25 protein-coding genes are annotated in these 22630 nt (G+C 67.0%); 8 read left to right on the top strand and 17 right to left on the bottom strand.

Annotated features, from left to right (window positions below; translation table 11 throughout):
* Positions 1-116 precede the first annotated feature (116 nt).
* On the top strand, positions 117-371 hold the full coding sequence (locus tag ACJH7A_RS01550) for a DUF2631 domain-containing protein (RefSeq protein WP_212811827.1): 255 nt from the start codon (positions 117-119) through the stop codon (positions 369-371).
* Between the two features lie 65 nt (positions 372-436).
* Here ACJH7A_RS01550 and ACJH7A_RS01555 read toward each other — a convergent pair whose 3' ends face one another.
* The 4 genes from ACJH7A_RS01555 to ACJH7A_RS01570 are packed head-to-tail and all read right to left on the bottom strand — an operon-like array spanning position 437 to position 3655.
* Positions 437-1180: a YoaK family protein gene (locus ACJH7A_RS01555; protein ID WP_406801329.1), complete on the bottom strand. Its 744-nt coding sequence runs from the start codon at positions 1178-1180 to the stop codon at positions 437-439.
* A gap of 53 nt (positions 1181-1233) precedes the next feature.
* Complete coding sequence (locus ACJH7A_RS01560; protein WP_061001106.1) at positions 1234-1608, bottom strand: FHA domain-containing protein; 375 nt, start codon at positions 1606-1608, stop codon at positions 1234-1236.
* Complete coding sequence (locus tag ACJH7A_RS01565; protein ID WP_406801330.1) at positions 1605-3281, bottom strand: SulP family inorganic anion transporter; 1677 nt, start codon at positions 3279-3281, stop codon at positions 1605-1607. The genes ACJH7A_RS01560 and ACJH7A_RS01565 overlap by 4 nt, the downstream gene beginning before the upstream one ends.
* Positions 3278-3655: a metalloregulator ArsR/SmtB family transcription factor gene (locus tag ACJH7A_RS01570; RefSeq protein WP_029118369.1), complete on the bottom strand. Its 378-nt coding sequence runs from the start codon at positions 3653-3655 to the stop codon at positions 3278-3280. The genes ACJH7A_RS01565 and ACJH7A_RS01570 overlap by 4 nt, the downstream gene beginning before the upstream one ends.
* 146 nt (positions 3656-3801) lie before the next feature.
* Here ACJH7A_RS01570 and ACJH7A_RS01575 point away from each other — a divergent pair, with 146 nt between their 5' ends.
* A complete protein-coding gene (locus ACJH7A_RS01575) occupies positions 3802-5142 on the top strand; it encodes a hypothetical protein (RefSeq protein WP_212811830.1) in 1341 nt (446 codons plus the stop codon).
* 25 nt (positions 5143-5167) lie between these two features.
* Positions 5168-5707, top strand: coding sequence for a TetR/AcrR family transcriptional regulator (locus ACJH7A_RS01580; RefSeq protein ID WP_212811831.1), 540 nt, complete (start codon positions 5168-5170; stop codon positions 5705-5707).
* Between the two features lie 4 nt (positions 5708-5711).
* On the opposite strand, the gene rlmN is transcribed toward ACJH7A_RS01580, so the two are convergent.
* A complete protein-coding gene (gene rlmN, locus ACJH7A_RS01585; RefSeq protein ID WP_212811832.1) occupies positions 5712-6809 on the bottom strand; it encodes a 23S rRNA (adenine(2503)-C(2))-methyltransferase RlmN in 1098 nt (365 codons plus the stop codon).
* Between the two features lie 94 nt (positions 6810-6903).
* Between rlmN and ACJH7A_RS01590 the strand changes: the two genes are divergently transcribed.
* Positions 6904-7869 carry a DMT family transporter gene (locus tag ACJH7A_RS01590; RefSeq protein WP_212811833.1) on the top strand — a complete coding sequence of 322 codons (966 nt, stop codon included), beginning with the start codon at positions 6904-6906 and terminating at the stop codon, positions 7867-7869.
* On the opposite strand, the gene ACJH7A_RS01595 is transcribed toward ACJH7A_RS01590, so the two are convergent.
* The 4 genes from ACJH7A_RS01595 to ACJH7A_RS01610 form a co-directional block, all read right to left on the bottom strand.
* A complete protein-coding gene (locus tag ACJH7A_RS01595; protein WP_020102016.1) occupies positions 7760-8632 on the bottom strand; it encodes a phosphatidate cytidylyltransferase in 873 nt (290 codons plus the stop codon). The genes ACJH7A_RS01590 and ACJH7A_RS01595 overlap by 110 nt on opposite strands.
* Positions 8633-8662: 30 nt before the next feature.
* Positions 8663-9220: a ribosome recycling factor gene (gene frr / locus ACJH7A_RS01600; RefSeq protein WP_212811834.1), complete on the bottom strand. Its 558-nt coding sequence runs from the start codon at positions 9218-9220 to the stop codon at positions 8663-8665.
* 40 nt (positions 9221-9260) lie between these two features.
* Positions 9261-10016, bottom strand: coding sequence for a UMP kinase (gene pyrH, locus ACJH7A_RS01605; protein ID WP_406801331.1), 756 nt, complete (start codon positions 10014-10016; stop codon positions 9261-9263).
* A 126-nt stretch (positions 10017-10142) separates the two neighbouring features.
* The gene (locus ACJH7A_RS01610; protein ID WP_212811836.1) at positions 10143-10832 is read right to left on the bottom strand and encodes a class I SAM-dependent methyltransferase; all 690 of its coding nucleotides are present in this window, start codon (positions 10830-10832) and stop codon (positions 10143-10145) included.
* A 45-nt stretch (positions 10833-10877) separates the two neighbouring features.
* On the opposite strand from ACJH7A_RS01610, the gene ACJH7A_RS01615 reads away from it, so the two are divergent.
* Positions 10878-11303 (top strand): MarR family transcriptional regulator, encoded by a 426-nt coding sequence (locus ACJH7A_RS01615; RefSeq protein WP_318984320.1) that lies wholly within the window; start codon positions 10878-10880, stop codon positions 11301-11303.
* Here ACJH7A_RS01615 and ACJH7A_RS01620 read toward each other — a convergent pair.
* From ACJH7A_RS01620 to ACJH7A_RS01635, 4 genes are all read right to left on the bottom strand, one after another.
* Positions 11300-11749, bottom strand: a complete 450-nt coding sequence (locus ACJH7A_RS01620; protein ID WP_212811838.1) for a DUF350 domain-containing protein — start codon at positions 11747-11749, stop codon at positions 11300-11302. The genes ACJH7A_RS01615 and ACJH7A_RS01620 overlap by 4 nt on opposite strands.
* A gap of 19 nt (positions 11750-11768) precedes the next feature.
* The gene (locus tag ACJH7A_RS01625) at positions 11769-12932 is read right to left on the bottom strand and encodes a glutathionylspermidine synthase family protein (RefSeq protein WP_020102022.1); all 1164 of its coding nucleotides are present in this window, start codon (positions 12930-12932) and stop codon (positions 11769-11771) included.
* Positions 12932-13537 carry a hypothetical protein gene (locus tag ACJH7A_RS01630; RefSeq protein WP_212814847.1) on the bottom strand — a complete coding sequence of 202 codons (606 nt, stop codon included), beginning with the start codon at positions 13535-13537 and terminating at the stop codon, positions 12932-12934. Before ACJH7A_RS01630 ends, ACJH7A_RS01625 begins: the two co-directional genes overlap by 1 nt.
* A gap of 216 nt (positions 13538-13753) precedes the next feature.
* Positions 13754-15160, bottom strand: a complete 1407-nt coding sequence (locus ACJH7A_RS01635) for an amidase (protein WP_406801332.1) — start codon at positions 15158-15160, stop codon at positions 13754-13756.
* A 289-nt stretch (positions 15161-15449) separates the two neighbouring features.
* Between ACJH7A_RS01635 and ACJH7A_RS01640 the strand changes: the two genes are divergently transcribed.
* Complete coding sequence (locus ACJH7A_RS01640) at positions 15450-17183, top strand: cytosine permease (RefSeq protein ID WP_226521645.1); 1734 nt, start codon at positions 15450-15452, stop codon at positions 17181-17183.
* Positions 17184-17233: 50 nt separating this feature from the next.
* Here the strand turns inward: ACJH7A_RS01640 and ACJH7A_RS01645 are convergent, their stop codons facing one another.
* Positions 17234-18328, bottom strand: a complete 1095-nt coding sequence (locus tag ACJH7A_RS01645; protein ID WP_406801333.1) for a substrate-binding domain-containing protein — start codon at positions 18326-18328, stop codon at positions 17234-17236.
* A gap of 158 nt (positions 18329-18486) precedes the next feature.
* Here ACJH7A_RS01645 and ACJH7A_RS01650 point away from each other — a divergent pair, with 158 nt between their 5' ends.
* Entirely contained in the window at positions 18487-18945 is a 459-nt protein-coding gene (locus tag ACJH7A_RS01650) for a MarR family winged helix-turn-helix transcriptional regulator (protein WP_406801334.1), read from the top strand.
* A gap of 64 nt (positions 18946-19009) precedes the next feature.
* Here ACJH7A_RS01650 and fmdA read toward each other — a convergent pair whose 3' ends face one another.
* A complete protein-coding gene (fmdA, locus tag ACJH7A_RS01655) occupies positions 19010-20263 on the bottom strand; it encodes a formamidase (protein WP_029118377.1) in 1254 nt (417 codons plus the stop codon).
* A 127-nt stretch (positions 20264-20390) separates the two neighbouring features.
* Between fmdA and ACJH7A_RS01660 the strand changes: the two genes are divergently transcribed.
* Positions 20391-20675, top strand: coding sequence for an FmdB family zinc ribbon protein (locus tag ACJH7A_RS01660; protein WP_406801335.1), 285 nt, complete (start codon positions 20391-20393; stop codon positions 20673-20675).
* 90 nt (positions 20676-20765) lie between these two features.
* Here ACJH7A_RS01660 and tsf read toward each other — a convergent pair whose 3' ends face one another.
* Complete coding sequence (tsf, locus tag ACJH7A_RS01665) at positions 20766-21581, bottom strand: translation elongation factor Ts (RefSeq protein ID WP_020102030.1); 816 nt, start codon at positions 21579-21581, stop codon at positions 20766-20768.
* A 1-nt stretch (position 21582) separates the two neighbouring features.
* Positions 21583-22404 carry a 30S ribosomal protein S2 gene (rpsB, locus tag ACJH7A_RS01670; protein ID WP_318984313.1) on the bottom strand — a complete coding sequence of 274 codons (822 nt, stop codon included), beginning with the start codon at positions 22402-22404 and terminating at the stop codon, positions 21583-21585.
* Positions 22405-22630 lie beyond the last annotated feature (226 nt).

The following is a 22630-nucleotide window of genomic DNA, read 5'->3' on the forward strand; positions in this document are numbered from 1 at the left end:
GCCACACATCGCGGCGCCCGCGCCGACGACACCCACCCGCAGCGCTCCTCCCACGAATACGACCGAGCGTCGTATGTAAGAATGTCGGCAATCCACCGGATCGTTAAGGAGTAGCCGTGGCCACCACCGAGGTCGAACGAAGCACCGGAGTCGACGTCGAGGACGTCCCCTCTGCCGAGTGGGGCTGGTCCAAGATGAACCGCGGCGTGATTCAGGCCGGTGGCATCCTGTCGGCCATCTTCCTGCTGGTGATGCTGCGCGGTAACCACGTCGGCCACGTCGAGGACGCCTGGCTGATCGGCTTCGCCATCCTGATCATGGTGATCGTCGTGCGCGGCTGGTGGCTGCGTCGTCGCGGCTGGATCCGCTGACCTCGATCTTTTACGGCAAAGGCCACGAACTCTCGCGAGTTCGTGGCCTTTGTCGTTGACGCGTTCTAGGCGGCGGCCTCGGGCTCCCGGTGCCGCTTGTCCGAATGGAAGAACGTCACGAGTGTCGTTGCGCCACAGATCAATCCAACGGTGCCGATCAGCTGCGGGCCGGTGAGGCGGTCCGCGAGCCCGCCACCCACGCCCGCGCCGATCATGAACGACCCCAGCAGGGCGAGATAGCCGAGCCAGTCGTAGACGGTGCCGTTGCCGCAGATGTGGCGTTCCAGCCCCTGTCCCAGCTTGACGACCGTGCCGGTGACGTAGCTGAGCGGTACCGCTACCTCACCGTTCTTGACGAAGCTGGTGTTCAGCGCGCCCACCGAGAAACAGATGATGAGGATGCCGGTGAAGTTGACGTCCTCGTAGTACCAGCCGTCCTCATAGAGCTCGACGACGGACGCCACCAACAGGCCGAAGGTCACCAGGGCCGTGGCCCCGTGCGGATGGTTCTGCCAGTACCTGCGCCGCAGGAACGACGCCACGAAGACCCCCGCCAGGAAGCAGGCCATCAACCACAACGCCGCCTGCGGCCCGGCTCCGGACACTTTCTGCCGTTCCGCGACGTCGAACCAGCCGAGTACGGCGCGTTCGGTGTTGCCCGTCATGAAGGTGACGAAGTATCCGGCACTGTGCAGGAACGCGACCGCGCCGATCATGCCGGCCAACCACGACAACAGCCACGACAACCGGGCCTCCGGTCCGATGGCGGCTTCCTTGCTCACAACCCTGTCTGGCGACTGCTCATCCACCGGCACATTATATACGGCAGGGTCGGCGGACGGCCCAGATCAGACCGGCGCGGTCACCGGTCCTGCGACCGGCAGGTGAAGCCGAGGCGGAACTTGCCGATCTGGATTTCGTCACCGCTGGTGAGTGGGAGGGCCTGAACCGGGGTCCCGTTCACATAGGTGCCGTTGAGGCTGCCGGCGTCGATGATCCAGTATTCGTCGTCCAGCCAACGGATTTCGGCATGGTGCCGGCTGACGGTGATGTCATCGAGAAACACCGCGCTGTCGGGGTGCCGGCCGGCGGCGACGACTTCGTCGGCCAGCAGGAACTGGCCGCCGGGTCCGGGACCGCGGTTGATCACCAGGACACCCGAGCCCGGGCGTACCTCGGACGCCTTCCGGTGGACGGCAACGTCGTCGCCGAGGCGTGGCTCGTCGATCAGACTCATATCGGGTTTCCTTTTCCTGGATGGGTTTTCGAGGCGCTGCGGGTGGTGTGGCTGCGGGCGTGGGCGATGGCATCGTCCAAGTTTTCGATGAGATGGTTCTCGTGCCGCAGGGAGTCGATGATGCCGACGCCCGCGAGGAGGTCCCGGTGCTCGGGCCTGACCCCTTTGATGATCACGGTGATGCCGCGCGCCTCGAGGTCTTCGACGATCTGCGTCAAGGTGTGCGCGCCTGTCGCGTCGAGCATGCCGAGCTGCGACAGCCTGATGATGACGACGGACGTCTCGGGATGGTTGCCGTCGGTGATCGCGGTCGAAATCCGTTCGGCCGCACCGAAGAACATCGCGCCGTCGAGCCGCAGCACGGCGATGCGCTCGTCGCCCGGCACATACGGCCCCGGCAAGTCCTCGCGGGTGACGCTGCTGCGCCGGGCCAGGGTGCGCAGCGCGAACAACGCCGTCGCCGCGATCCCGATCTCGACGGCCTGGATCAGGTCGAAACAGACTGTGACGGTTGCGGTCAGCACAAACGTCAGCGCGTCCGAACGCGTCGACCGCAGAATCCGCATGACCGTGTGCGGCGAGATCATCCGGAACGCCGTCACCATCAACACGGCCGAGAGCGCCGCGAGCGGAATGGTCCCGACCAGTCCGCTGACGAGGTACACCACGGCGAGCAACACCAGCGCGTGCACGATGGCCGCGACGCGGGTTCGCGCGCCGGACCGCACGTTGACCGCGGTGCGGGCGATGGCGCCGGTGGCCGGCATACCGCCGAACACCCCGGATGCGACCGACGCCAACCCTTGTCCCACCAGTTCGCGGTTCGGATCGTAGGGCCCCGTCGGGGACATCGTCGCCGCGACCCGCGCCGACAGCAGCGATTCGATGGCGGCCAGCGCGGCGATCGCCAGTGCCGCGCCGAACAGGGAGTGCAGCACCGCGAGGTCGGCGTGCGGCCAGACGGGAGCGGGCAGCCGCGACGGCAGCTCCCCGATGCGGGGCGCGGACATTCCGGTACCGGCCACCAGTGCGGTCGCCACAACAACGGCCACCAGGGACGCCGGTACCGCGGGATGCAGCCTGGGCAGCCCGATCATCAGGACCGCCACCAGCGCTGTGACGAGCAGAGCCGGCCGCGCCGCGTCCATATCGATGTGCGAGACGACGACGCCCGCGGCCACCAACGGGGACCGTCCGGCCGGTGCCGCCTGCCCGAATGCGGCCGGAACCTGCTGCAGGAAGATGATGGCCGCGATGCCGAGGGTGAATCCTTCGATCACCGGCCACGGAATGAACGTCACCGCGCGTCCCACGCCGGTGAGGCCGGCCACCGCGACGATGATCCCGGCCAGGATCGTGACCGCGGCGACGCTGCCCAGTCCGTACTGCGCGACGATCGGCGCCAGCACCACCGTCATCGCCCCGGTCGGCCCCGATACCTGAACGTGCGATCCGCCGAAGACCGCGGCCACCAGACCCGCCACAACCGCCGTGACGAGACCGGCCGCCGCACCTACACCCGAACTGATGCCGAACGCCAGCGCGAGCGGCAACGCGACCACTCCGACCGTCACGCCGGCGAGGACATCGCGGCGCCACGAGCGACTCAGGCCGGCATAGTCCGCGCGCGACGGCAGCAGCCGGGTGATGCGGTCGGCGGTGAGCGTGGTCATCGGCTGGTGCCGATCGGCGGCAACGAGCCGACGGCATCGAGCTGATCACGTTGGGCGGCAAGGGTATCGGCGAGGAAGGTCCGCGCGATGAGCAGCAGTTCGGCGATCTTCGGATGCGCCAGCGTGTAGTACACCGCGTTGCCGGCCCGGTAGCCGCTGACCACGTGATGACGTTTGAGCACGGCCAGATGCTGGGAGAGCAGCGTCGGTTCGATATCGCTGGCCGCGAGGATGTCGCTCACCGGAGTCGGGCCCTCGGAGGTCGACAGGATCTCCAGCACCCGGATGCGCGCTGGGTGCGCCAGCGCTTTGAAGAGGTTCGCCTTGATCTCGTACAGCGGCCGTTCGGGACCGTCGAGCACGCTGTCGACCATCTACGGCCCCCTATTTGATGGATTGAAGAAATTCTCAATCCATCATAGCGTGGCAGGCCCTCCCGACCGATTCGCCAGGTGACCTTCCCCCAGACAACTCACAGGCTCGCGCAGCGAAATATTGTGGGCTGGGTAACATTCGCGATATGACCGTAGCCGACAACACGATCGACCTGGGAGATCAAGCCTCCTTCACCGGCTTACGGGCGCTGGGCCGCGGCCCGCTCATCCAATACACCTGGATCTACGAACATCCGGTGAACCTGGATGGCCTGCGCCGCCTGCACCGCAACCTGGGTAGCGGCGGCCTGCTGGGCCGCCGCATCGAGCGGTCGCCGCTGCCGTTCGGCCGCCACCGGTGGGTCCGCTCCACCGGGCCGGTGGACCTCGACATCGCTCCCGGGACGCGGCCCGTCTCCGAGATCAACGACTGGGTCAACGAACGCGGCTACATCCCCGTCGACCCCGAGCACGGTCCGCCGTGGCACCTCGGCGTGCAGCAACTCGAAGGCGGCGGCGCGGCCGTGTCGCTCGTGGTGTCGCACACCGTCGGTGACGGCCTGGCCATTGCCGAGGCCGTCGCCGACGCGGTCAACGGGTCGCCGCGCGATCTCGGCTACCCGATCGCCGGGGCCCGTACCCGGCGCGAGGCCCTGCGCGAAGACCTCCGCCAGACGGTGCGCTCGGTGCCCAGTTGGTTCAAGGCCGTGGTCGGCGCGGTCAAGATCGCCCGCGACCAGAAGGGCGACCTGGCGGCGTCGGCCAAATCGGTGAGCGCGCCGGTGTCCAGCGGGATCACCACGCCGGTGACGCCGCCGTTCGTCGTCGTCCACATCGGCATCGACGAGTGGTACCAGCGCGCGAAAGCCCTCGGCGGCACCAGCAACGTGCTGTTCGCCGCGCTCGCTGCCCGGCTCGGGCTGGTGGTGGGCCGGTTGGGCGACGACGGCCGCGCCATGCTGTCGTTCCCCGTCAACATCCGCACCGAGGGCGACACCCGGGGCAATGCCCTCAGCACCATCACCGTGATGGCGGATCCCGAAAAGGTCAGCACCGACCTGTCCGAGTTGCGCAGCGACGTCAAGCGCGAACTGGCCGGTGTCGACGAGTGGACCCGCATGATGCTCACGCCGCTTCCCCTCACTCCCCTGGTGCCGAAGTTCGCGGTGCGGCGGCTCGAGAAGATGGTGCTCAAGGTCGGCAAGCCCATCGGTTGCTCCAACCTGGGCCAGTTCCCGCCCGCGTTCAACCGGCCCGACGGGACCGACGCCGACAATTTCCACGCCCGCCTGGTCGAGCCGGGCCTGACCCCGGTGGACCTCGAGCGTCTGAACGGCCACCTGTTCCTGGTGTTGTGCCAGACACCGACGTCGATGATCGTGACGGTCACCGCATGGGAACCGGGCGAGACGAACACCAAAGCGGCACTGGCTGATTCCACCCGCAAAGCGCTGGCCGAACTCGGACTCACCGGAACCGTCGACTAAGTTACCGGGTAGTACCATCTGTTTCGTGGACAGCACGGCGAGCAATCAGGGCAGCTCCGTCGAGGACGCCTCGACCCCGAGCCGAATCCTGGTGGCCACCGCGGAAGTGCTTGCCCGTCAGGGCCAGACCAAGCTCAGCCTGTCCGAGGTCGCCACGCAGGCCGGCGTCTCGAGGCCCACCCTGTACCGCTGGTTCGCCTCCAAGGAGGCTCTGCTCGAGTCGTTCGGACGGTACGAGCGCGACTTGTTCGTCGACGGCATGACCGCGGCCACCGAAGGGCTGCGCGGCAACGAAAAGCTCGATGCCGCACTGCAATTCATCGTGCAGTACCAGAAGACCTATTCCGGCGTACGGGTCATCGACATCGAACCGGAGGCCGTGCTCGCCCAGCTGCCGAACGTGGTGCCGACCATGCGTGCCCGCCTGCAGAAGCTGCTGTCCGGGCCGAACGCCGAACTGAAGGCCGCCACGGCCATCCGGATCGCGGTGTCGCACTACCTCGTCCCGAGCGACGACACCGAGCAACTACTGGCGCAGCTGCGGCACGCCGTCGGTTTGCGCTAGCCGGCTAGCCCTCGGCCGCCAATTGCCCACAGGCAGCGGCGATTTCGCGGCCGCGGGTGTCACGCACCGTGCAGGACACCCCGGCGGCCTGTACCCGGCGCACGAACTCCCGCTCGACCGGCTTGGGACTCGCGTCCCACTCGCTGCCGGGGGTCGGGTTCAGCGGAATCAGGTTCACGTGCACCAGCGGACCGAGCGCGCGGTGCAGTTTCTTGCCCAAAAGGTCTGCGCGCCAAGGCTGGTCATTGACATCGCGGATCAGCGCGTACTCGACCGACACCCGGCGACCGGTGACGTCGGCGTAATACCGGGCGGCCTCGAGAACTTCGGAGACCTTCCACCGGTTGTTGACTGGGACCAGCGTGTCGCGCAGCTCGTCGTCGGGGGTGTGCAGTGACAGCGCCAGCGTCACCCCCAGCTTCTCGTCGGCGAGTTTGCGGATCGCGGGTGCCAGGCCGACGGTCGAGACCGTCACCGACCGGGCGCTGATCCCGAAACCCTCCGGCGGCGCCGCGGTGATCCGGCGCACGGCGGCCACGACCCGGTTGTAGTTGGCCAGCGGCTCCCCCATGCCCATGAAGACGATGTTGGACAGCCGGCCGTCGTGCTCGTTGCGCATGGCGGCCGACGCCGCGCGGACCTGCTCCAGGATTTCGGCGGTCGAGAGGTTCCGCTTCAGGCCGCCCTGACCGGTGGCACAGAACGGGCACGCCATGCCGCAGCCGGCCTGCGACGAGATGCAGACGGTGTTGCGCTGCGGGTAGCGCATCAGCACCGACTCGAACGTGGTGCCGTCCACCGCGCGCCACAGGGTCTTGCGGGTCTCCCCGGCGTCGCACTGAATCTGCTTCGCGGGGGTGATCAGGTCGGGGAACAGCGCCGAGGCCACCTGATCGCGCACCGATGCGGGCAGATCGGTCATCTCGTGCGGATCGGCGATCAACCGCCCGTAGTACTGGTTGGCCAGTTGCTTGGCCCGGAACTTCGGCAATCCCAGCTCGGTGACGGCCGCCACGCGTCCCTCGGCATCGAGGTCGGCCAGGTGCCGCGGCGGCATGCCGCGGCGCGGTGCATCGAACACCAGAGGAAGGGAAACGGCCATAACGGGCTTCAGTATCGCACCGACGGCACCCCCGGGACGAAATCACAGCCGAAAATCGTTGGACTCGGCGTCTATGAACACTCACCATGAGCCCATGCCGCCCCGTCCCGCGTCGCTCCTGGCCTTCGTCTACGCATTGGGTTATCCCATTGGTGCCCTTGCGGTTTCGGCCCTGACACCCATGGCGACGCTGGTGTTCCGATTCGGCCTCGCCGCCGCCATCCTGTCCACGTGGGCCCTGGCCGCGCGTGTGAAATGGCCCACTGGCACGCGGCTGGTGCACGTCGTGATCAGTGGCCTGCTCACGCAGGCCGTGCAGTTCATCTGCCTGTACCTGGCACTGATGCACGGCGCTCCCGCGGTGCTGGGTGCCGTCGTCATCTCGATGAACCCGGTCGCCACCGCGCTGCTGGCCGCCGTGTTCCTGGGCGAGCGTCTGACCGCCATGCGCGTCGTCGCCCTGATCCTGGGCGCACTGGCGGTACTGGCCGCGTGCGCCCAGCGGCTGCTGATGGTCGGCGGCGTCGACGCGGTGATCGTGTTGCTGGTCGTCTCGCTGCTGGCCCTGGCCTCGGGCGGCGTCTACCAGCAGCGGTTCTGCCGCGGCGTGGATTTCCGCGCCACCGCGGCGGTGCAGAACGCGGCGTCCTTGGTCCCGGTGGCGATCCTGGCCGCCGTCATGCCGTGGACAGTGACCAACGTGCACACCGCCGTCCTCGCGGTGGGGGCTGTGGTGCTGCTCAACGCGACGTTGTGCATGACGATGTACGTGCGGGCGATCGATCGCTACGGCGCCGCCGCGGTGGCCATGCTGTTCGCGGTCATCCCGGCCCTCGCCGGCGTGCTGTCGTGGCTGCTGCTGGGCCAGCGCCCAGACCTCGGTGTGGTGGTCGGTCTGGTGCTCGGCGCGCTGGCCTGCTGGCTCAATTCGCGGGCCGTGGCGCGGACCGTCAGGCCAGCAACTCCAGCACCAGCCACGCCGCCACTCCAGACGGCAGAATCGAGTCGATCCGGTCCATCAGACCGCCGTGACCGGGCAGCAGAGTGCCCATGTCCTTGATCCCGAGGTCGCGCTTGACCTGCGACTCCACCAGGTCGCCGAGCGTGCCGGTGATGACGAGCATGATGCCCAGCGGCACGCCGACCCACAGCGGCCGGCCCGCCAGGTAGTGCACCGACAGCACCGAGACGACGATGCTGAACAGCAGCGACCCGCTGAAGCCCTCCCAGGACTTCTTCGGGCTGATCGCCGGCACCATCGGATGCTTACCGAACAGCACGCCTGCGGTGTAGCCGCCGATATCGGAGGCCACGACGCCCAGCATCATGCAGAACACCTGCATGGCGCCTTCATGGTAGCCGCCCTGGTGCGGGTAGATCAGCAGCGCCGTGAAGGCGCCGAACAGCGGCACCCAGGACGCCAGGAAGATCGTCACCGACACGTCGCGCGTGTAGTTGACCGGCGCCGCTTTGAGCCCGCCGGACAACAACCGCCAGATCATGCACAGCGCGACCGTGGCACCGAACGCCCCGAGGGCGCCGGCTTCCCGGTAGGGCCACGTCAGCCAGATCATCGCCTGGCCGCCGATCAGCAGCGGGATCACCGGGACGGCATAGCCACCCTCACGTAGCCGGCGCACCACCTCGTGCGTGGCCAGCGCGACGGCCAGAGCCACCAGCGCCACCCACAGCTGCGGGACGAACAGCAGGGTGGCGATGACGGTGCCGCCCAGGAGGACGCCAACGGAGATGGCGGCGGGCAGATTGCGCCCGGCGCGCGATGTCTTCTTGGGCTCCCCCGTGGGGGTGGTTTCGGTGGCCACGAATGTGCGGATGCGGACGGCTGGAGATCCTCAGACCTCGAGCAGTTCGCCTTCCTTGTGCTTGACCAGCTCGTCGATCTGAGCCGTGTAGGTGGCGGTCGTCTTGTCCAGGTCCTTCTCGGCGCGCGCGACCTCGTCCTCGCCGGCCTCGCCGTCCTTCTTGATCCGGGACAGCTCGTCCATCGCCTTGCGACGGATGTTGCGCACCGACACCTTCGCGTCCTCGCCCTTGCCCTTGGCCTGCTTGACCAGTTCCCGGCGGCGTTCCTCGGTCAGCTGCGGGATCGAGATGCGGATGACGCTGCCGTCGTTGCTCGGGTTGACGCCGAGGTCCGAGTTCCGGATGGAGTCCTCGATGGCCTTGAGCTGGTTGGCCTCGTACGGCTTGATGACGACCAAGCGCGCCTCGGGGACGTTGATGCTCGCCAGCTGGGTGATGGGCGTCATCGAGCCGTAGTACTCGATGTTGATCCGGTTGAACATGCCCGGGTTGGCCCGGCCGGTGCGGATCGACCCGAGGTCGTCACGGGCCACCGCGACGGCCTTGTCCATCTTCTCTTCGGCATCGAAGAGGGTTTCCTCGATCACTTCATCTTCTCCCGTCAGTCCCGCTCGCCCGGCCCCAGCTCTAGCTGGAGACCAGCGTTCCGATCTTCTCACCCGCGACCGCGCGCGCGATATTGCCTTCGGTCAGCAGATTGAAGACCAGCATCGGCATGCCATTGTCCATGCACAGGCTGAACGCGGTGGCATCGGCGACCTTCAAGTCGCGTTCCAACACCTCACGATGGGTGATGCTGGTGATCATCTGGGCGTCGGGCACCTCACGCGGGTCCGCGGTGAAGACGCCGTCGACGGCCTTGGCCATCAGGACCACCTCGGCACCGATCTCCAGCGCGCGCTGCGCGGCGGTGGTGTCGGTGGAGAAATACGGCAGGCCCATGCCCGCGCCGAAGATGACCACGCGGCCCTTCTCGAGGTGCCGACGGGCCCGCAGCGGGATGTACGGCTCGGCGACCTGCCCCATGGTGATGGCGGTCTGCACGCGGGTGTCGATGCCTTCCTTCTGCAGGAAGTCTTGCAGCGCAAGGCTGTTCATCACGGTGCCGAGCATGCCCATGTAGTCACTGCGGGTCCGCTCCATGCCGCGCTGCTGCAACTGCGCACCGCGGAAGAAGTTGCCGCCACCGATGACGACGGCGACCTGGGCACCGGCGCGGACCACCTCGGCGATCTGCCGGGCGACCAGAGCGACGACGTCGGGGTCCAGGCCCACCGCGCCGCCGCCGAACATCTCACCACCGAGCTTGAGCAATACCCGCTTGTAGGCCGGCCGGATCAAACTCTGGCCACCGTTGTCTGCCTCGTTGTCTGGGCTGCCCATCAGACTCCTTCGGTCCCCACAAGTCACAACTGCCCCGGCGATCGGCAGCGGCTCCATCCTGCCTCATGGCGATCGTGCCGGAGGCAAGGAGGGTGGAACCCGATGGGCGGGCGGCTACCCGACGGACTACCCCAGGTGCGCCTGCAACAACCACGCGCGAACCGACTTGAGTCCGTTCGGCTCGTCCCTGACGTCGACGTCGGCGAAACCTCCGCCGGGGGCGCCGGTCGCGCCGAAACCGTCGGGCATGTTGCCGTGGATGCGTGCCGGGGAGATGTCGTCGATCACCCAGTACTTGCCGACGACATCGCGCAGCTCGTCCTCGGTCACCGGGTTGGCCGGGCCGGCGGGCATGCCGCCGCGGTCGAAGACGAGAACGATGTAGGTGGCGCCGGGCGCGGCGGCCCGCACGATCGAGCGCTGGTAGCCGTCCCGGAGTTCGACGGGCATGGAGTGGAACAGCGTGCTGTCGATGATGGTGCCGAAGCGGCCGTCGTACCCGGTGAAGTCGCTGATGTCGGCGACCTCGAAGCTGGCATTGTGGGCGCCGCGCCGGGCAGCTTCGGCCCGGGCCAGTTCGATGGCGGTGGCCGACTGGTCCAGACCCACGGTGGTGAAGCCGCGCTCGGCCAGATAGATCGCGGTGGCGGCCTCGCCGCAACCGGCGTCGAGGACGTCGCCGTGCACCTTGCCGGCGTCGATCAGCGCGGCGATCTCGGGCTGCGGCACGCCGATGCTCCACGGCGGCCGGGCACCCATCTCGGGAGCCTCGCCGCGGTACGCGCTTTCGAACATGGCATCTGTGGGTCTGGTCATACCTCCGGTTTATCAACGAGCTTGATATATGTCAATATAATTGACATGTTCGAAGGTGAAGACGCTCCCCTGGGCTATCTACTCAGCCGTATCGCCAACGCGCTGCGCGCCGAGATCACCGCCAACGTTCTCGAACCGCTCGGCCTGAGCTTCCCGCAGTACGTCTGCCTGCGCATATTGGACAACCGCTCCGGCATGTCCAATGCCGAGATGGCACGCTTCATCGGGGTGTCACCACAGGCGATGAACATCGTGGTGCGCGCGCTGCAGGACCGCGACCTGATCACCCGGCCCTCGACCGTCGCAGCCGGACGCTCCCGGCCCACCGAGCTGACCCGGGCCGGCCGCACCCTGCTGGGCAAGACCGACGCCGGGATTCGCGCAGCCGACGACGCCCTGCTGGCCAACTTGAGCCCGGCCCAGCGCCGGCAGTTCCGCGAGACGCTGACGAGCCTGATGCCGCCCGACTAGAGGATCGCGGCGGCGACGATCAGGCCGAACGCCAGGTACGCGGCCGCGACGTCGAGCACGACCGGGGAGAACTTCTCCTCGTGGAGCATCTCGCCGATGTCGAGGCCCTTGACGGCGCCGATGAGGCGCACCGAAAGCGCCTGTGCGGCAATGCCGACGAGGCCGAAGACCAGCGTCTTGATCAGGCCGCCGGCCAGGTCGCCCGTCGAGCTGTAGATGGCGAGCACCACGATGAAGGCCATCGACAGCACACCCGAGGCGGCCACCGCCGCGGCATTCGGCCGGCCCGAGCGGACCAGCTCGCGCAACGGTCCCGGCGTGGTCCAGTCGATCACGAAGAAGCCGAGGATCATCAGCGCGCCGCCGACGATCGCGTACAGCGCGATGGCCGACGCGCCGTGTCCGACGATGGACCAGTAGTCGTTGCCAAGAGCGGTCAGGGTCATGAAGTTCGTTTCCTTCCGGTCACTGCGGGATGCGGTGGGGCACAAAGGCTGCGCCGTTGTCGGTGACCAGACCCGAGGTCTCGCGGATACCGAGGCCGGCCGATTCGTCGCCGACGATCCAGGCGCCCAGCGCGGGACGCATGTCGTCGAACTGCGGTAGCGGGTCGAGCAACTGGTACACGTAGCCCTCTTCGCCGTACACGCCGCCGGTCTGTGTCTCGTAACCCGCGCCGACGATCGTGACGTTCGCCCCCTCGCGCCCGAGTTTGGGCTTGCGGACGTATTCGGTCAGCTCGTGTGGATCATCGATGTAGGCCGGCAGCAGGTTCGGGTGCCCCGGGTACATCTCCCACAGCACCGCCAGGATGGCCTTGTTGCTGAGCAGCGACTTCCACAGCGGCTCGATCCACATGGTCTCCGGCAGGGATTCGGCCGCGTACTTGCCGAATTCGTCGTCGAGCACCCATTCCCAGGGGTAGAGCTTGAACAGCGTCGAGATCGGGGCGTCTTCCAGATCGACGAAGCGATTCAGGTCCCGGTCCCAGCCCAGTTGCTCGATGGCCAGGCCGACGGTGTTCATCCCGGCCTCGGCGGCGCACTCCTGCAGGTAGGCCAGCGTCACGTTGTCCTCACCGCTGGTGTCCGCAGAGGACCAGGTGAAGTGGGCTTCGTTGCCGGGCAACCGATCCTGGATTTCCTTCCACCGCTCCACCAGCTTCTCGTGCAGCGAGTTCCACTGGTCGTCGGCGGGAAAGACATCGGTCTTCCAGTACCACTGCAGAATCGCGGCTTCGAGCAGCGACGTCGGGGTGTCGGCGTTGTACTCCAGCAGAACCGGGGGCCGGCGGCCGTCGTAACGGAGGTCGAAGCGACCGTAGAGGTGCGGATCGCTACGGCGCCACGACTTTTCGATGTGCGGCCAGCTCCACTCCGGCAACCCGAAGTCGCGGTAGCGCTCGGTCAGCACGATGTTCTCGACGGCTTCCAGGCACATCGAGTGCAGCACCTCGACCGAAGCCTCGATCGAGAGCACCTCGTCCATGTCGAACACGTAGTGCACCGACTCGTCCCAGTACGGACGGTCATTCCCGTGTGCGTCGGTGGCCGGGGTGTCGAAACACATGCCCTGGCTGGCCACGATCTGCTGCCACCCCGGTCGCGGGGCGTGACGTTCGCGCCGCATCAGCTACCGGAGCTTCCGTGGCTCGACGAACCGAAGCCGCCGCGCGACACCGATGACCCCGACTTGGAGATGGAGGTGCCGGATTTTGTTGTGGCCGTAGTGCCTTTCGGCAGGGTCAGGGTGCCACCGTGGGCGATGCTGCCCACGCCGGAGTTGGAGCCGCCGTAGTAGTACCGGTACGGCGATCCCATGTACAGAAACGTGCTGCCGCCGCCGTAGTTGGTGCCGCTGCTGCAGTAGCTGTCCGGCACCACTTCGTTGCTGCCGTCCTTGACGCAGGACGCGCTGATCTGATCGTCGCGATGGAAGATCGCGTAGCCGGCGGCGACCACCGCCACCACGCCGACGCCGACCGCCGAACCGATGAGGACCTTCTTGCCGGTGGCCGCGCGCTTACGCGCCTTCTCGGCTTTGACCCGCTCGATCTCTTCTTCGGCTTCGCGCGCCCTCTTGGCCTTGTCGCGGGCCCGGGCCTCGGCGACGGTCGGCTGCCGCGGCTTGGCGGTGGCCGGGTCCTGCCAGCGGACGGAACCCTGCGGTTCTGCCGGGGGTGCCGGCGGCGTGAACTCCGGTGTCGGATTCGGGGTGGGACCCGCCGGGGGCACCGGCGGCGAACTCGGCTCGGACCCGGGCGCGGGCTCCGGCCCGCCGCCTTGTGCCGACGACTTCCACGGCTGCCTTTCAGCCCCGTTCTCGGGCCCGACAGTCATGCACACCCCCAATTGACGCAACCTGTGAGACAGCATAAGGCTGGCCGCCCGACAAAGCGGCCGTTGCCGCTGCTTGCGTCGAGCAAAAATAGCCCCGCCGGCCGGTCGACGTCAGCGCGCCGCGAGCGACGGCCAACCGATTTCCCGCTCGAGCTCGAACGCCAGTGCCAGCAGCGTCGCCTCCTGCCCCGCCGCCGCGCCGAACATCATCCCGACCGGCAGCCCCGACGCGGACCGGGCCAGCGGCAGCGAAACCGCCGGGGCGCCACTGGCGTTCTGCAGCGGCGTGAAGCCGACCCAGTCGATGAGCCGCGACATGACCTGGTCGAAGTCGGCAGTCGGGTCCAGGTGCCCGATCGGCGGGGTGACCTCGCTGAGGGTCGGGGTGAGCACCACATCGTAGTCGCGGGCCAGGCGCGCCGGAATGCGCCGTGACGCGGCCAGCCGGGCGATGGCGGCCGGCACGCGGTGCAGATTGCGCGCCGCCTTTGCTTCCAGTCCCAGTGTCAGGTTGTCCAACTTGCCGCGATCGAAGCTGGGGCCGAAGGTGCGTTTTCCACTACGGACCAGCGCAAAGGCCAGGAAAGACCAGTAGAGCAGGAAGTCGTCGCGGAACCGCTCCGGTGCCGGGTTGCCGATCTGGGTGACGCGATGGCCGAGCTCCTCCAGCCGGGCCGCGGTCTGCATGGTCAACTCCCGGATCTCGGGGCCGGCGTCCCGGCCGATCGAGCTCGTGCACACCGCAATACGCAGCCGGCGCCGACCGGGCGCGGTGACGTCGCCGATGGCCGGCAGTTTCGGGTTCCGATAGACGCGCTCGGCTTCGCGGTAGAACGCCGCGGTGTCCCGGACGCTGCGGGTGAGGACGCCGTTGGCGACGATCTGCAGCGGCATCCGGGTCTCACGGTCCAGCGGCAAGCGGCCACGGGTGGGCTTGAGACCGACCAATCCGTTGCAGGAAGCCGGGATTCGGATGGAACCGCCGCCGTCGTTCGCGTGGGCGATGGGCACCACGCCGGCCGCGACGAACGCCCCCGACCCGGACGACGACGCCCCCGCGGTCACCATGGTGTCCCACGGATTGCGCACCGGGCCCAGCCGGGGATGCTCGGCCGAGGCGCTGAAACCGAACTCCGACAGCTGTGTCTTCCCGAGGGCCACCAGCCCCGTCGACAGGTACAGGCGCGCCCACTCCCCGTCGGCCGGCACCGGCCGGGGCGCCCAGGCGTCGGCGCCCTGCATGGTGGGCCAGCCGCCGACCGCGACGTTGTCCTTGATGAACGTCGGTACCCCGTCGAAGAATCCCCCGAAAGGTCTTGGTGCATTCGCCTTTTCAACAGCCTGCTCGAAGGCTTCGTACGCCATGCCGTTCAGTTCGGGCTGTGCCTTCTCGGTACGGGCGATGGCCGCCTGCACCACCTCGACCGCCGACACCGCACCGCTGCGGATCGCGTCGGCGACACCGACCGCGTCGAGGTCGCCGAGGGCGTCGTCACCGAATGTGCTGATGCGTGTCATGGCACCCACGGTACCAAGCAGTACCACCAGCCCGCCTTACCCCCAGATTTCACGTTGTGAGTCCGGACACCGACTGCGTGCACCGTTGAACGCGCTGCGTAAACGCCCAGTTTCCCCGGCGTAACTTTCCATTTGAACTAGTGCCATATGGAAGTAACTGGTGCTAATTTCCGTTCGACCCGGCTGCTGCAGGTCGCAGACCGGTCCGGTCATCGGCGCCCGTATCCGAGCTGCCTGCCTGATGCATTGCATCACTGGCGATTACGACGGATTCGACAGGAACGCGTTCATGACTACCGAGCAATCCCTAGACGAAGTGCACGGCCAACCGATGGCCGCCGCCCGCGTCGGCCCATGGTCCCGCTTCGTCACCTGGGCCAACCAGGACACCATCGAGGACTTCTCACTTCGCTACGCGCCCAAGTCTTTTCGCAAATGGTCGCCGATGGCATGTGCCGTGGCCGCCTTGGGTGGCATCGCCTACCTCGCCGACTACTCCATCGGCGCATCGATCGCCGTCACCCACGGCGCGGCCAGCGCGGTCGTCGCGATCCTGGTCGCCGCGGTCACGATCTTCCTCACCGGCATCCCGATCGCGTATTACGCCGCCAAATACAACATCGACATGGACCTGCTCACGCGCGGAGCCGGTTTCGGATACTTCGGCTCAACCCTGACGAGCCTCATCTACGCCAGCTTCTGCTTCATCTTCTTCGCGCTCGAAGGCGCGATCATGGCGCAGGCGATGAAATTGGCGTTCGGCATTCCACTGGCCGTCGGCTACATCATCGGCTCCCTGATCATCATCCCGCTCGTGCTCTACGGCATGACCGCCCTGGCCAAGTTCCAGGTCTGGACCCAGCCGTTGTGGCTGATCCTGTTCGTCGCCCCCATCGCCTTCATCGCGACCGCGGATCCGGCGGGCTTCCACGGGTTCCTGAGCTGGGCGGGCAACGGCGGCAGCGAGCAAGTGACGGCCATCGGAGTCGGCGCGGGCGCCGGCGTGGCATTGTCACTCATCGCCCAGATCGGTGAACAGGTCGACTACCTGCGCTTCATGCCCGAGAAGTCGGAAACACCGCCGTTGCGCTGGTGGGCCGCGGTGCTCGCCGCCGGCCCCGGCTGGGTGATTCTCGGTGCGGCCAAACAGATCTGCGGCGCCTTCCTGGCCTTCTACGTCGCTGGCAAGGTCGGTTTCGCGGCCGCCACCGAACCCATCGAGCAGTTCCTCGGCGGCTTCGGCTCGGTCATCCACAACGACGCCCTCGCCCTCGGTCTGGCCACGCTGATGGTGTTGCTGTCGCAGGTGAAAATCAATGTGACAAACGCATATTCGGGCTCGTTGTCCTGGTCGAACTTCTTCAGCCGGGTGCTGCATGTGCACCCGGGCCGGGTGGTGTACCTCGGTCTGCACATCGCCATCGCGCTGGCACTGATGCTCAGCGACATGTTCGCCGTGCTCAACACCATTCTCGGGTTCTACTCGAATGTCGCGATCGCCTGGATCGGTGCGATCGTCGCCGACCTGGTGATCAACAAGCCACTGCTCAAGCTCAGCCCGTCCTACGTCGAGTTCAAGCGGGCCTACCTCTACAGCATCAATCCGGTCGGGTTCGTCTCGATGCTGGTCGGTTCGGTGTTCTCGATCATGGCGTTCTACCACGCTTTCGGGGATTTCCTCGCGGCCTGGTCGCCCTACCTGGCGCTGACGCTGTCCTTCGTGCTGTCACCGGTGATGTGCATCGCGACCAAGGGCAAGTACTACCTGGCGCGGCGCAATCCGCTTCGTGAGGAGATCGAGAAAGAGCCGCTGTGGGCGGGCCAGACGCTGCTGGACGTCGTCGACCAGAAGCGGTACGAGCTGCCGGACATGGTCCACGACTGCCCTTTCCACCACGGCACCGTGTCCTCGCTGACCTGCACGCTCACCAAGGACTGCCACGACATGTGCAAGAAGGACGGTTACACGGATTCCACCAGCGCGGAACTACTGAAAACTGCGGTGACACCGCAGTCGAGCTGACGCACCGTCATGGCCTCGCCCAGAGCACCGGGCGGGGCCATGGCTGTCGGTCAGGGGGTGAGTTCGGCGATCACATCGAATTCGAGTTGGTCCGCGCTGGCGAGGTACACGGGTTGACGAGTATGAGCACCACGCATGACGACCTCGCCGCGCGGACCCTGGTAGGCGACATTGGAGCGCGCCCGGTCGATCGCGGCCACCTCCAGGCTGCGGGCCGTCTGCGCCAGGGCGGTGAGCAACAACAGTCCCTCGTAACAGGATTCACCGATGTTGTTGAGCGCCGGGGCCGCACTGCCGAACCGCTGCAGATAGTGCGAGCCGAACCCCATGTTCACCTCGGTAGGCAGGCTCTCGAAGTAGCCGCACGCGGTGTACAGGCCGGTGGTCGCCCCACTTCCGCTGGCGCACAACACATCCTCACCGATCATCAACGACAGGCGCACGACACTCTGGTCCAGGCCGGCGCGGGCGAACGCGCGATTGAACGCCGCGTTGTCCGCACCCACCATCAACACCAGCACCCCGTCGGCGTCCGAGGCGGTGATGACGTCGAGCATCGTCCGGAAATCTCGCCCGCCCAACGGAACGAATGCCTCACCGACGAACTCGAGGCCCGACCGCCACATGTACTCCTTGGTCACGCGGGCGGTCTGCCGCGGCCAGATGTAGTCGTTGCCGACGATGCACCAGCGTTTCAGCCCGAGGTGCTCACGCAACCACGTCAACGCCGGAAACAGTTGCTGCTCCGGCGTTTCCCCCACCATGTACACGCCGTCGGTGCTCTCGCCGCCCTCGTAGAACGTGGTGTACACGTAGGGCACCCGCCCGGCCGTCTGCGGGGTGATGACCCGCCGCGCATTCGACAGGTGCCAGCCAACCACGGCGTCGATCTGCTGCTGGGCCACCAGGCGGCCCAGTTCGTCCGCGAGCTCGTTCAACGGCGCGCCGGCGTCGACGGGATGAATGCGAACCGGCCGGTCCAGGATGCCGCCGGCGGCGTTGATGTCCTCGGCGGCCAGTTCGGCGCTCGCCTCGCACGACGGTCCGAACATCCCGGCGGGCCCGCTCAACGGCACCACGAGCGCAATGTCGACCGCATCCCGGTCGGGGCGCGCGGGAATCGTCGCAGGTTTCGGATTCACCATCACCTCACCTTGGGAGACCAGCCCAGCCCTGCCACACCAATCGCGACGACCACGACGTCCGGCGGCCGGGTGGCCAGAATTCATTTTGAAGATACCTTCCGATCAGCGCTGTTTCACGGCGAGACGACAGGTCCGACCACGGTAGGCTGGGCGCCACCATGGAGATGAAGCCCGGCGCCAGTGCTGACACCATCGAGGAACTCGCTCGACTGGTGAAGTCGGTCGCCTTCGAACTGGACCGCATCGTGACCGATCACCTGGGCGGTCTGACGGTGCGTCAGTGGCACGTGCTGGCCGCCCTCGAGGGTGGCGCCGGAAAACCGATGACGGCACTGGCCGAGGTGACGCTGCTGCCCGGGCCGAGTCTGACCCGGCTCGTCGACGGGATGGTCGACGACAATCTGGTGCTGCGCAAGGCCGATGTGGTCGACCGCCGGCGGGTGCTGGTCTACCAGACCCGCCGGGGCAGCGCGCTGTACCGCCAGATCCGGGAGCGGCTCAACAAGTCCGAACAGCTGGCCGCGCTGTGCACGTCAGCGTCGCTGCAGCCCGAAGCCCTGACCGAGCTGCTGGGCGTCCTGCAGGGTTCGAGCTCCCCGGCAGACCTGCGCGGCTGACACCGGTACCCGCCAAACAGCCAGTCCCCCAAGGTAATCGGGGAACTGGCTGCCGGCTGCGGGATCAGAAACTGGCGTGTGGCGCGCCCATTCCGGGATCGATCTGGTAGGGCCCGGACGCCGACGGCGCCACCGGGAAATCGAAGATCGCCGTCGGGATGTACACCGTCGCACAGGAATTCGGGATGTCCACCACGCCGGAGAGCCGGCCCTCGATCGGCGCGGACCCGAGCAGCAGGTAGGCCTGCTCCGGGCTGTAGCCGAACTTCGTCAGGTAGTCGATGGCGTGCAGACATGCGCGCTGGTAGGCCAGATCCGAGTCGAGGTACTTCTGCTCGCCGTCGAGCGTCACCGAGGTGCCGGAGAACGCCAGCCATTCCGAGTACTGCGGGTCGGTGTTGCCGGGCATGAAGATCGCGTTCTCATGTACGCCGTAGGTTTCCATGCCGCCCTTGATCAGATCCACGTGCAGGTCCATGAACCCGCCCATCTCGATCGCGCCGCAGAACGTGATCTCGCCGTCGCCCTGCGAGAAGTGCAGGTCGCCGAACGACAGGTTCGCGCCGGGGACGAACACCGGATAGAACACCCGGCTGCCCTTGGTGAGGTTCTTGATGTCCTGATTTCCGCCGTTCTCACGGGGCGGCGCGGTGCGGGCGGCCTCGGCGGCAGCCTTGGTGAAGGCGTCGCCGCGCAACGAGCCCAGGATCGCGTCCTGCGGTTCGGGCGGCAATGCCAGCGGCGGCACGCGATCGGGATCGGTGGCGATCAACGCGCCTTCGCGGGCGTTCCATTTGGCCAGCAGGGCCGCCGACGGCGCGGTGCCCATGAGGCCGGGATGCACGATGCCGGTGTACTTCACATGGGGCACGTGGCGGGAGGTGGCCTTCTGGCCGGAGAAGTCCCAGATGGCCTTGTAGGCGTCGGGGAACTGGTCGGTGAGGAACCCGCCGCCGTTCTGCTTGGCGAAGATGCCGGTGTATCCCCAGCCCTGCCCTGCCAGCGGCCCCGAGTCTTCCTGCGGAATGGGCCCGACGTCGAGGATGTCGACGATCAGCAGGTCACCCGGCTCGGCGCCCTCGATCGCGAACGGCCCGGACAGGCAGTGCACGCCCTTGAGTGGCGCGTTGAGGATGTCCTCGGCCGAGTCGTCGTTGTGGATGGCGCCGTCGAACCACTCGCGGCAGTGCGCCCGGAAGCTGTCCCCCGGCTTGACGGTGACGGCCGGGGGGATGTCCGGGTGCCATCGGTTGTGGCCGACCAACTGTTGGTCGGTGAACTTCTTCGCCGAATCCAAGGGGAACAGCAATTCCGGCACATTGACCTCCTAGCGACACAAACACACTTGCTTCCGAATGGAAGTATTCAATACTGGAGGTGTCTCGTCTGCGGTTCGGGCAAGTTACATCCGGATGACGTTGGCGGATAGGGCTTATGGTGTCGTTGTGCCTACCTACGTATTCCGTTGTGGACAGGGTTGCCCGGACTTCACCGAACAACATTCGATGGCGAGCGTGCCCGCCGATACGCCGTGTCCGAGCTGCAGCGGCGCGGCCAGGCGCCGAATCGGAGCGCCCGCCCTGGGCGCCGGCAACTCGCCGGGCATGCGGGTGCAGGACGCCACCCGCGCCACGGCGGACCGCCCTGATGTCGTCCAGAGCCTGCCCACGAGTCGCCGCCGCGCGCCGGTGACCACGAATCCGTTGCACCGCAAGCTCCCCCGGCCCTAGCCCGGACAAAGCAAAACCCCGCGCACTCCGGGATCGCCGGGTTTGTGCGCGGGGTTTTGTCAGTGAGCAGCGGGTGTGCTGCCCAAGTTCTTACTGCTGGCCGACCTCGAACCGCACGAAGCGGGTCACGGTGACGCCGGCCTCGTCCAGCAGGGCCTTCACTGTCTTCTTGTTGTCGGACACCGACGGCTGGTCGAGCAGCACGACGTCCTTGTAGAAGCCGGTGACGCGGCCTTCGACGATCTTCGGCAGTGCGGCCTCGGGCTTGCCCTCTTCCTTGGCGGTCTCCTCGGCGATACGACGCTCGTTGGCGACCAGGTCGGCGGGCACGTCCTCACGGGTGAGGTACTTGGCCTTCAGCGCGGCGATCTGCAGCGCGACCGCGTGAGCGGCCTCTTCGGAAGCACCGTTGTACTCGACCAGCACACCCACGGCCGGCGGGAGGTCCGCGGCACGCTTGTGCAGGTAGGTCTCGACGGTGCCGTCGAAGTAGGCGACCCGGCGCAGTTCGAGCTTCTCGCCGATCTTCGCGGACAGGTCCGCGACCAGCTGCTCGACGGTGGTGCCGTCGACGGTGGCGGCCTTGAGGGTCTCCACGTCGTTGGCCTTGGCCGCGACGGCAGCGGTGAGGATCTGGTCCGCGAGAGCCTGGAATTCGGCGTTCTTGGCGACGAAGTCGGTCTCGGAGTTCAGCTCGATGAGGGCGCCGTCCTTGGCGGCGACCAGGCCCTCGGCGGTGGCGCGCTCAGCGCGCTTGCCGACGTCCTTGGCACCCTTGATGCGCAGGACCTCGACGGCCTTGTCGAAGTCACCCTCGGTCTCAACCAGTGCGTTCTTGCAGTCGAGCATGCCGGAGCCGGTGAGCTCCCGCAGTCGCTTTACGTCAGCAGCGGTGTAGTTAGCCATCTCAGCTTTCTGTGGTGGTGGTTTCGGTGGCGGCTTCCGGAGAAGACGCGGTCTCGGTTCCTGCCGTGGCCCCGGCGAGCAGTTCCTGCTCCCACTCGGCGAGCGGCTCGGCGCCTTCGGCCTCGGTCTTGGCACCCGAGCGGGCCTGCAGACCCTCGGCAACCGCGGAGGCGATCACCTTGGTCAGCAGCGCGGCGCTGCGGATGGCGTCGTCGTTACCCGGGATCGGGTAGTTGACCTGGTCGGGATCGCAGTTGGTGTCCAGGATCGCGATGACCGGGATGCCGAGCTTGATGGCCTCGGAAACGGCCAGGTGCTCCTTGTTGGTGTCGACGACCCAGATGGCCGACGGAACCTTCTGCATGTCCCGGATACCGCCGAGGCTGCGCTCGAGCTTGTTCTTCTCACGCGTCAGCATGAGGATTTCCTTCTTGGTGCGACCCTCGAAGCCACCGGTCTGCTCCATCGACTCGAGTTCCTTCAGGCGCTGCAGGCGCTTGTGAACGGTCGAGAAGTTGGTGAGCATGCCGCCCAGCCAGCGCTGGTTGACGTAGGGCATGCCGACGCGGGTGGCCTCGTCGGCGATGGACTCCTGGGCCTGCTTCTTGGTACCGACGAAGAGCACGGTGCCGCCGTGGGCAACGGTCTCCTTGACGAATTCGTACGCCTTGTCGATGTAGGTCAGCGTCTGCTGCAAGTCGATGATGTAGATGCCGTTGCGGTCGGTGAAGATGAACCGCTTCATCTTGGGGTTCCAGCGACGGGTCTGGTGCCCGAAGTGTGCGCCGCTGTCCAGCAGCTGCTTCATGGTCACTACGGCCATGTTGGTGCCTCACTCAGTTATCGGTTGTCGTCCGGCATCGGGTGATTCCGGACCCTGGCGTCTGCTGCGTGCCGGACCCAACTCGGTTGTCCGAGGTGGGACCGCCCGGCATGCGGTGGCGACCCGAGATCGAGCCGCTGTGCAGGCGCGCGAAGTCAACCCACGAATGCGGATTGCAGGTGGAAGTTTACACGCTCGCCGGGGGTGCTTTTGTCCACAGTGCGCG

It is taken from the genome of Mycobacterium sp. SMC-17 (assembly GCF_045310915.1).
Taxonomy (GTDB): Bacteria; Actinomycetota; Actinomycetes; order Mycobacteriales; family Mycobacteriaceae; genus Mycobacterium.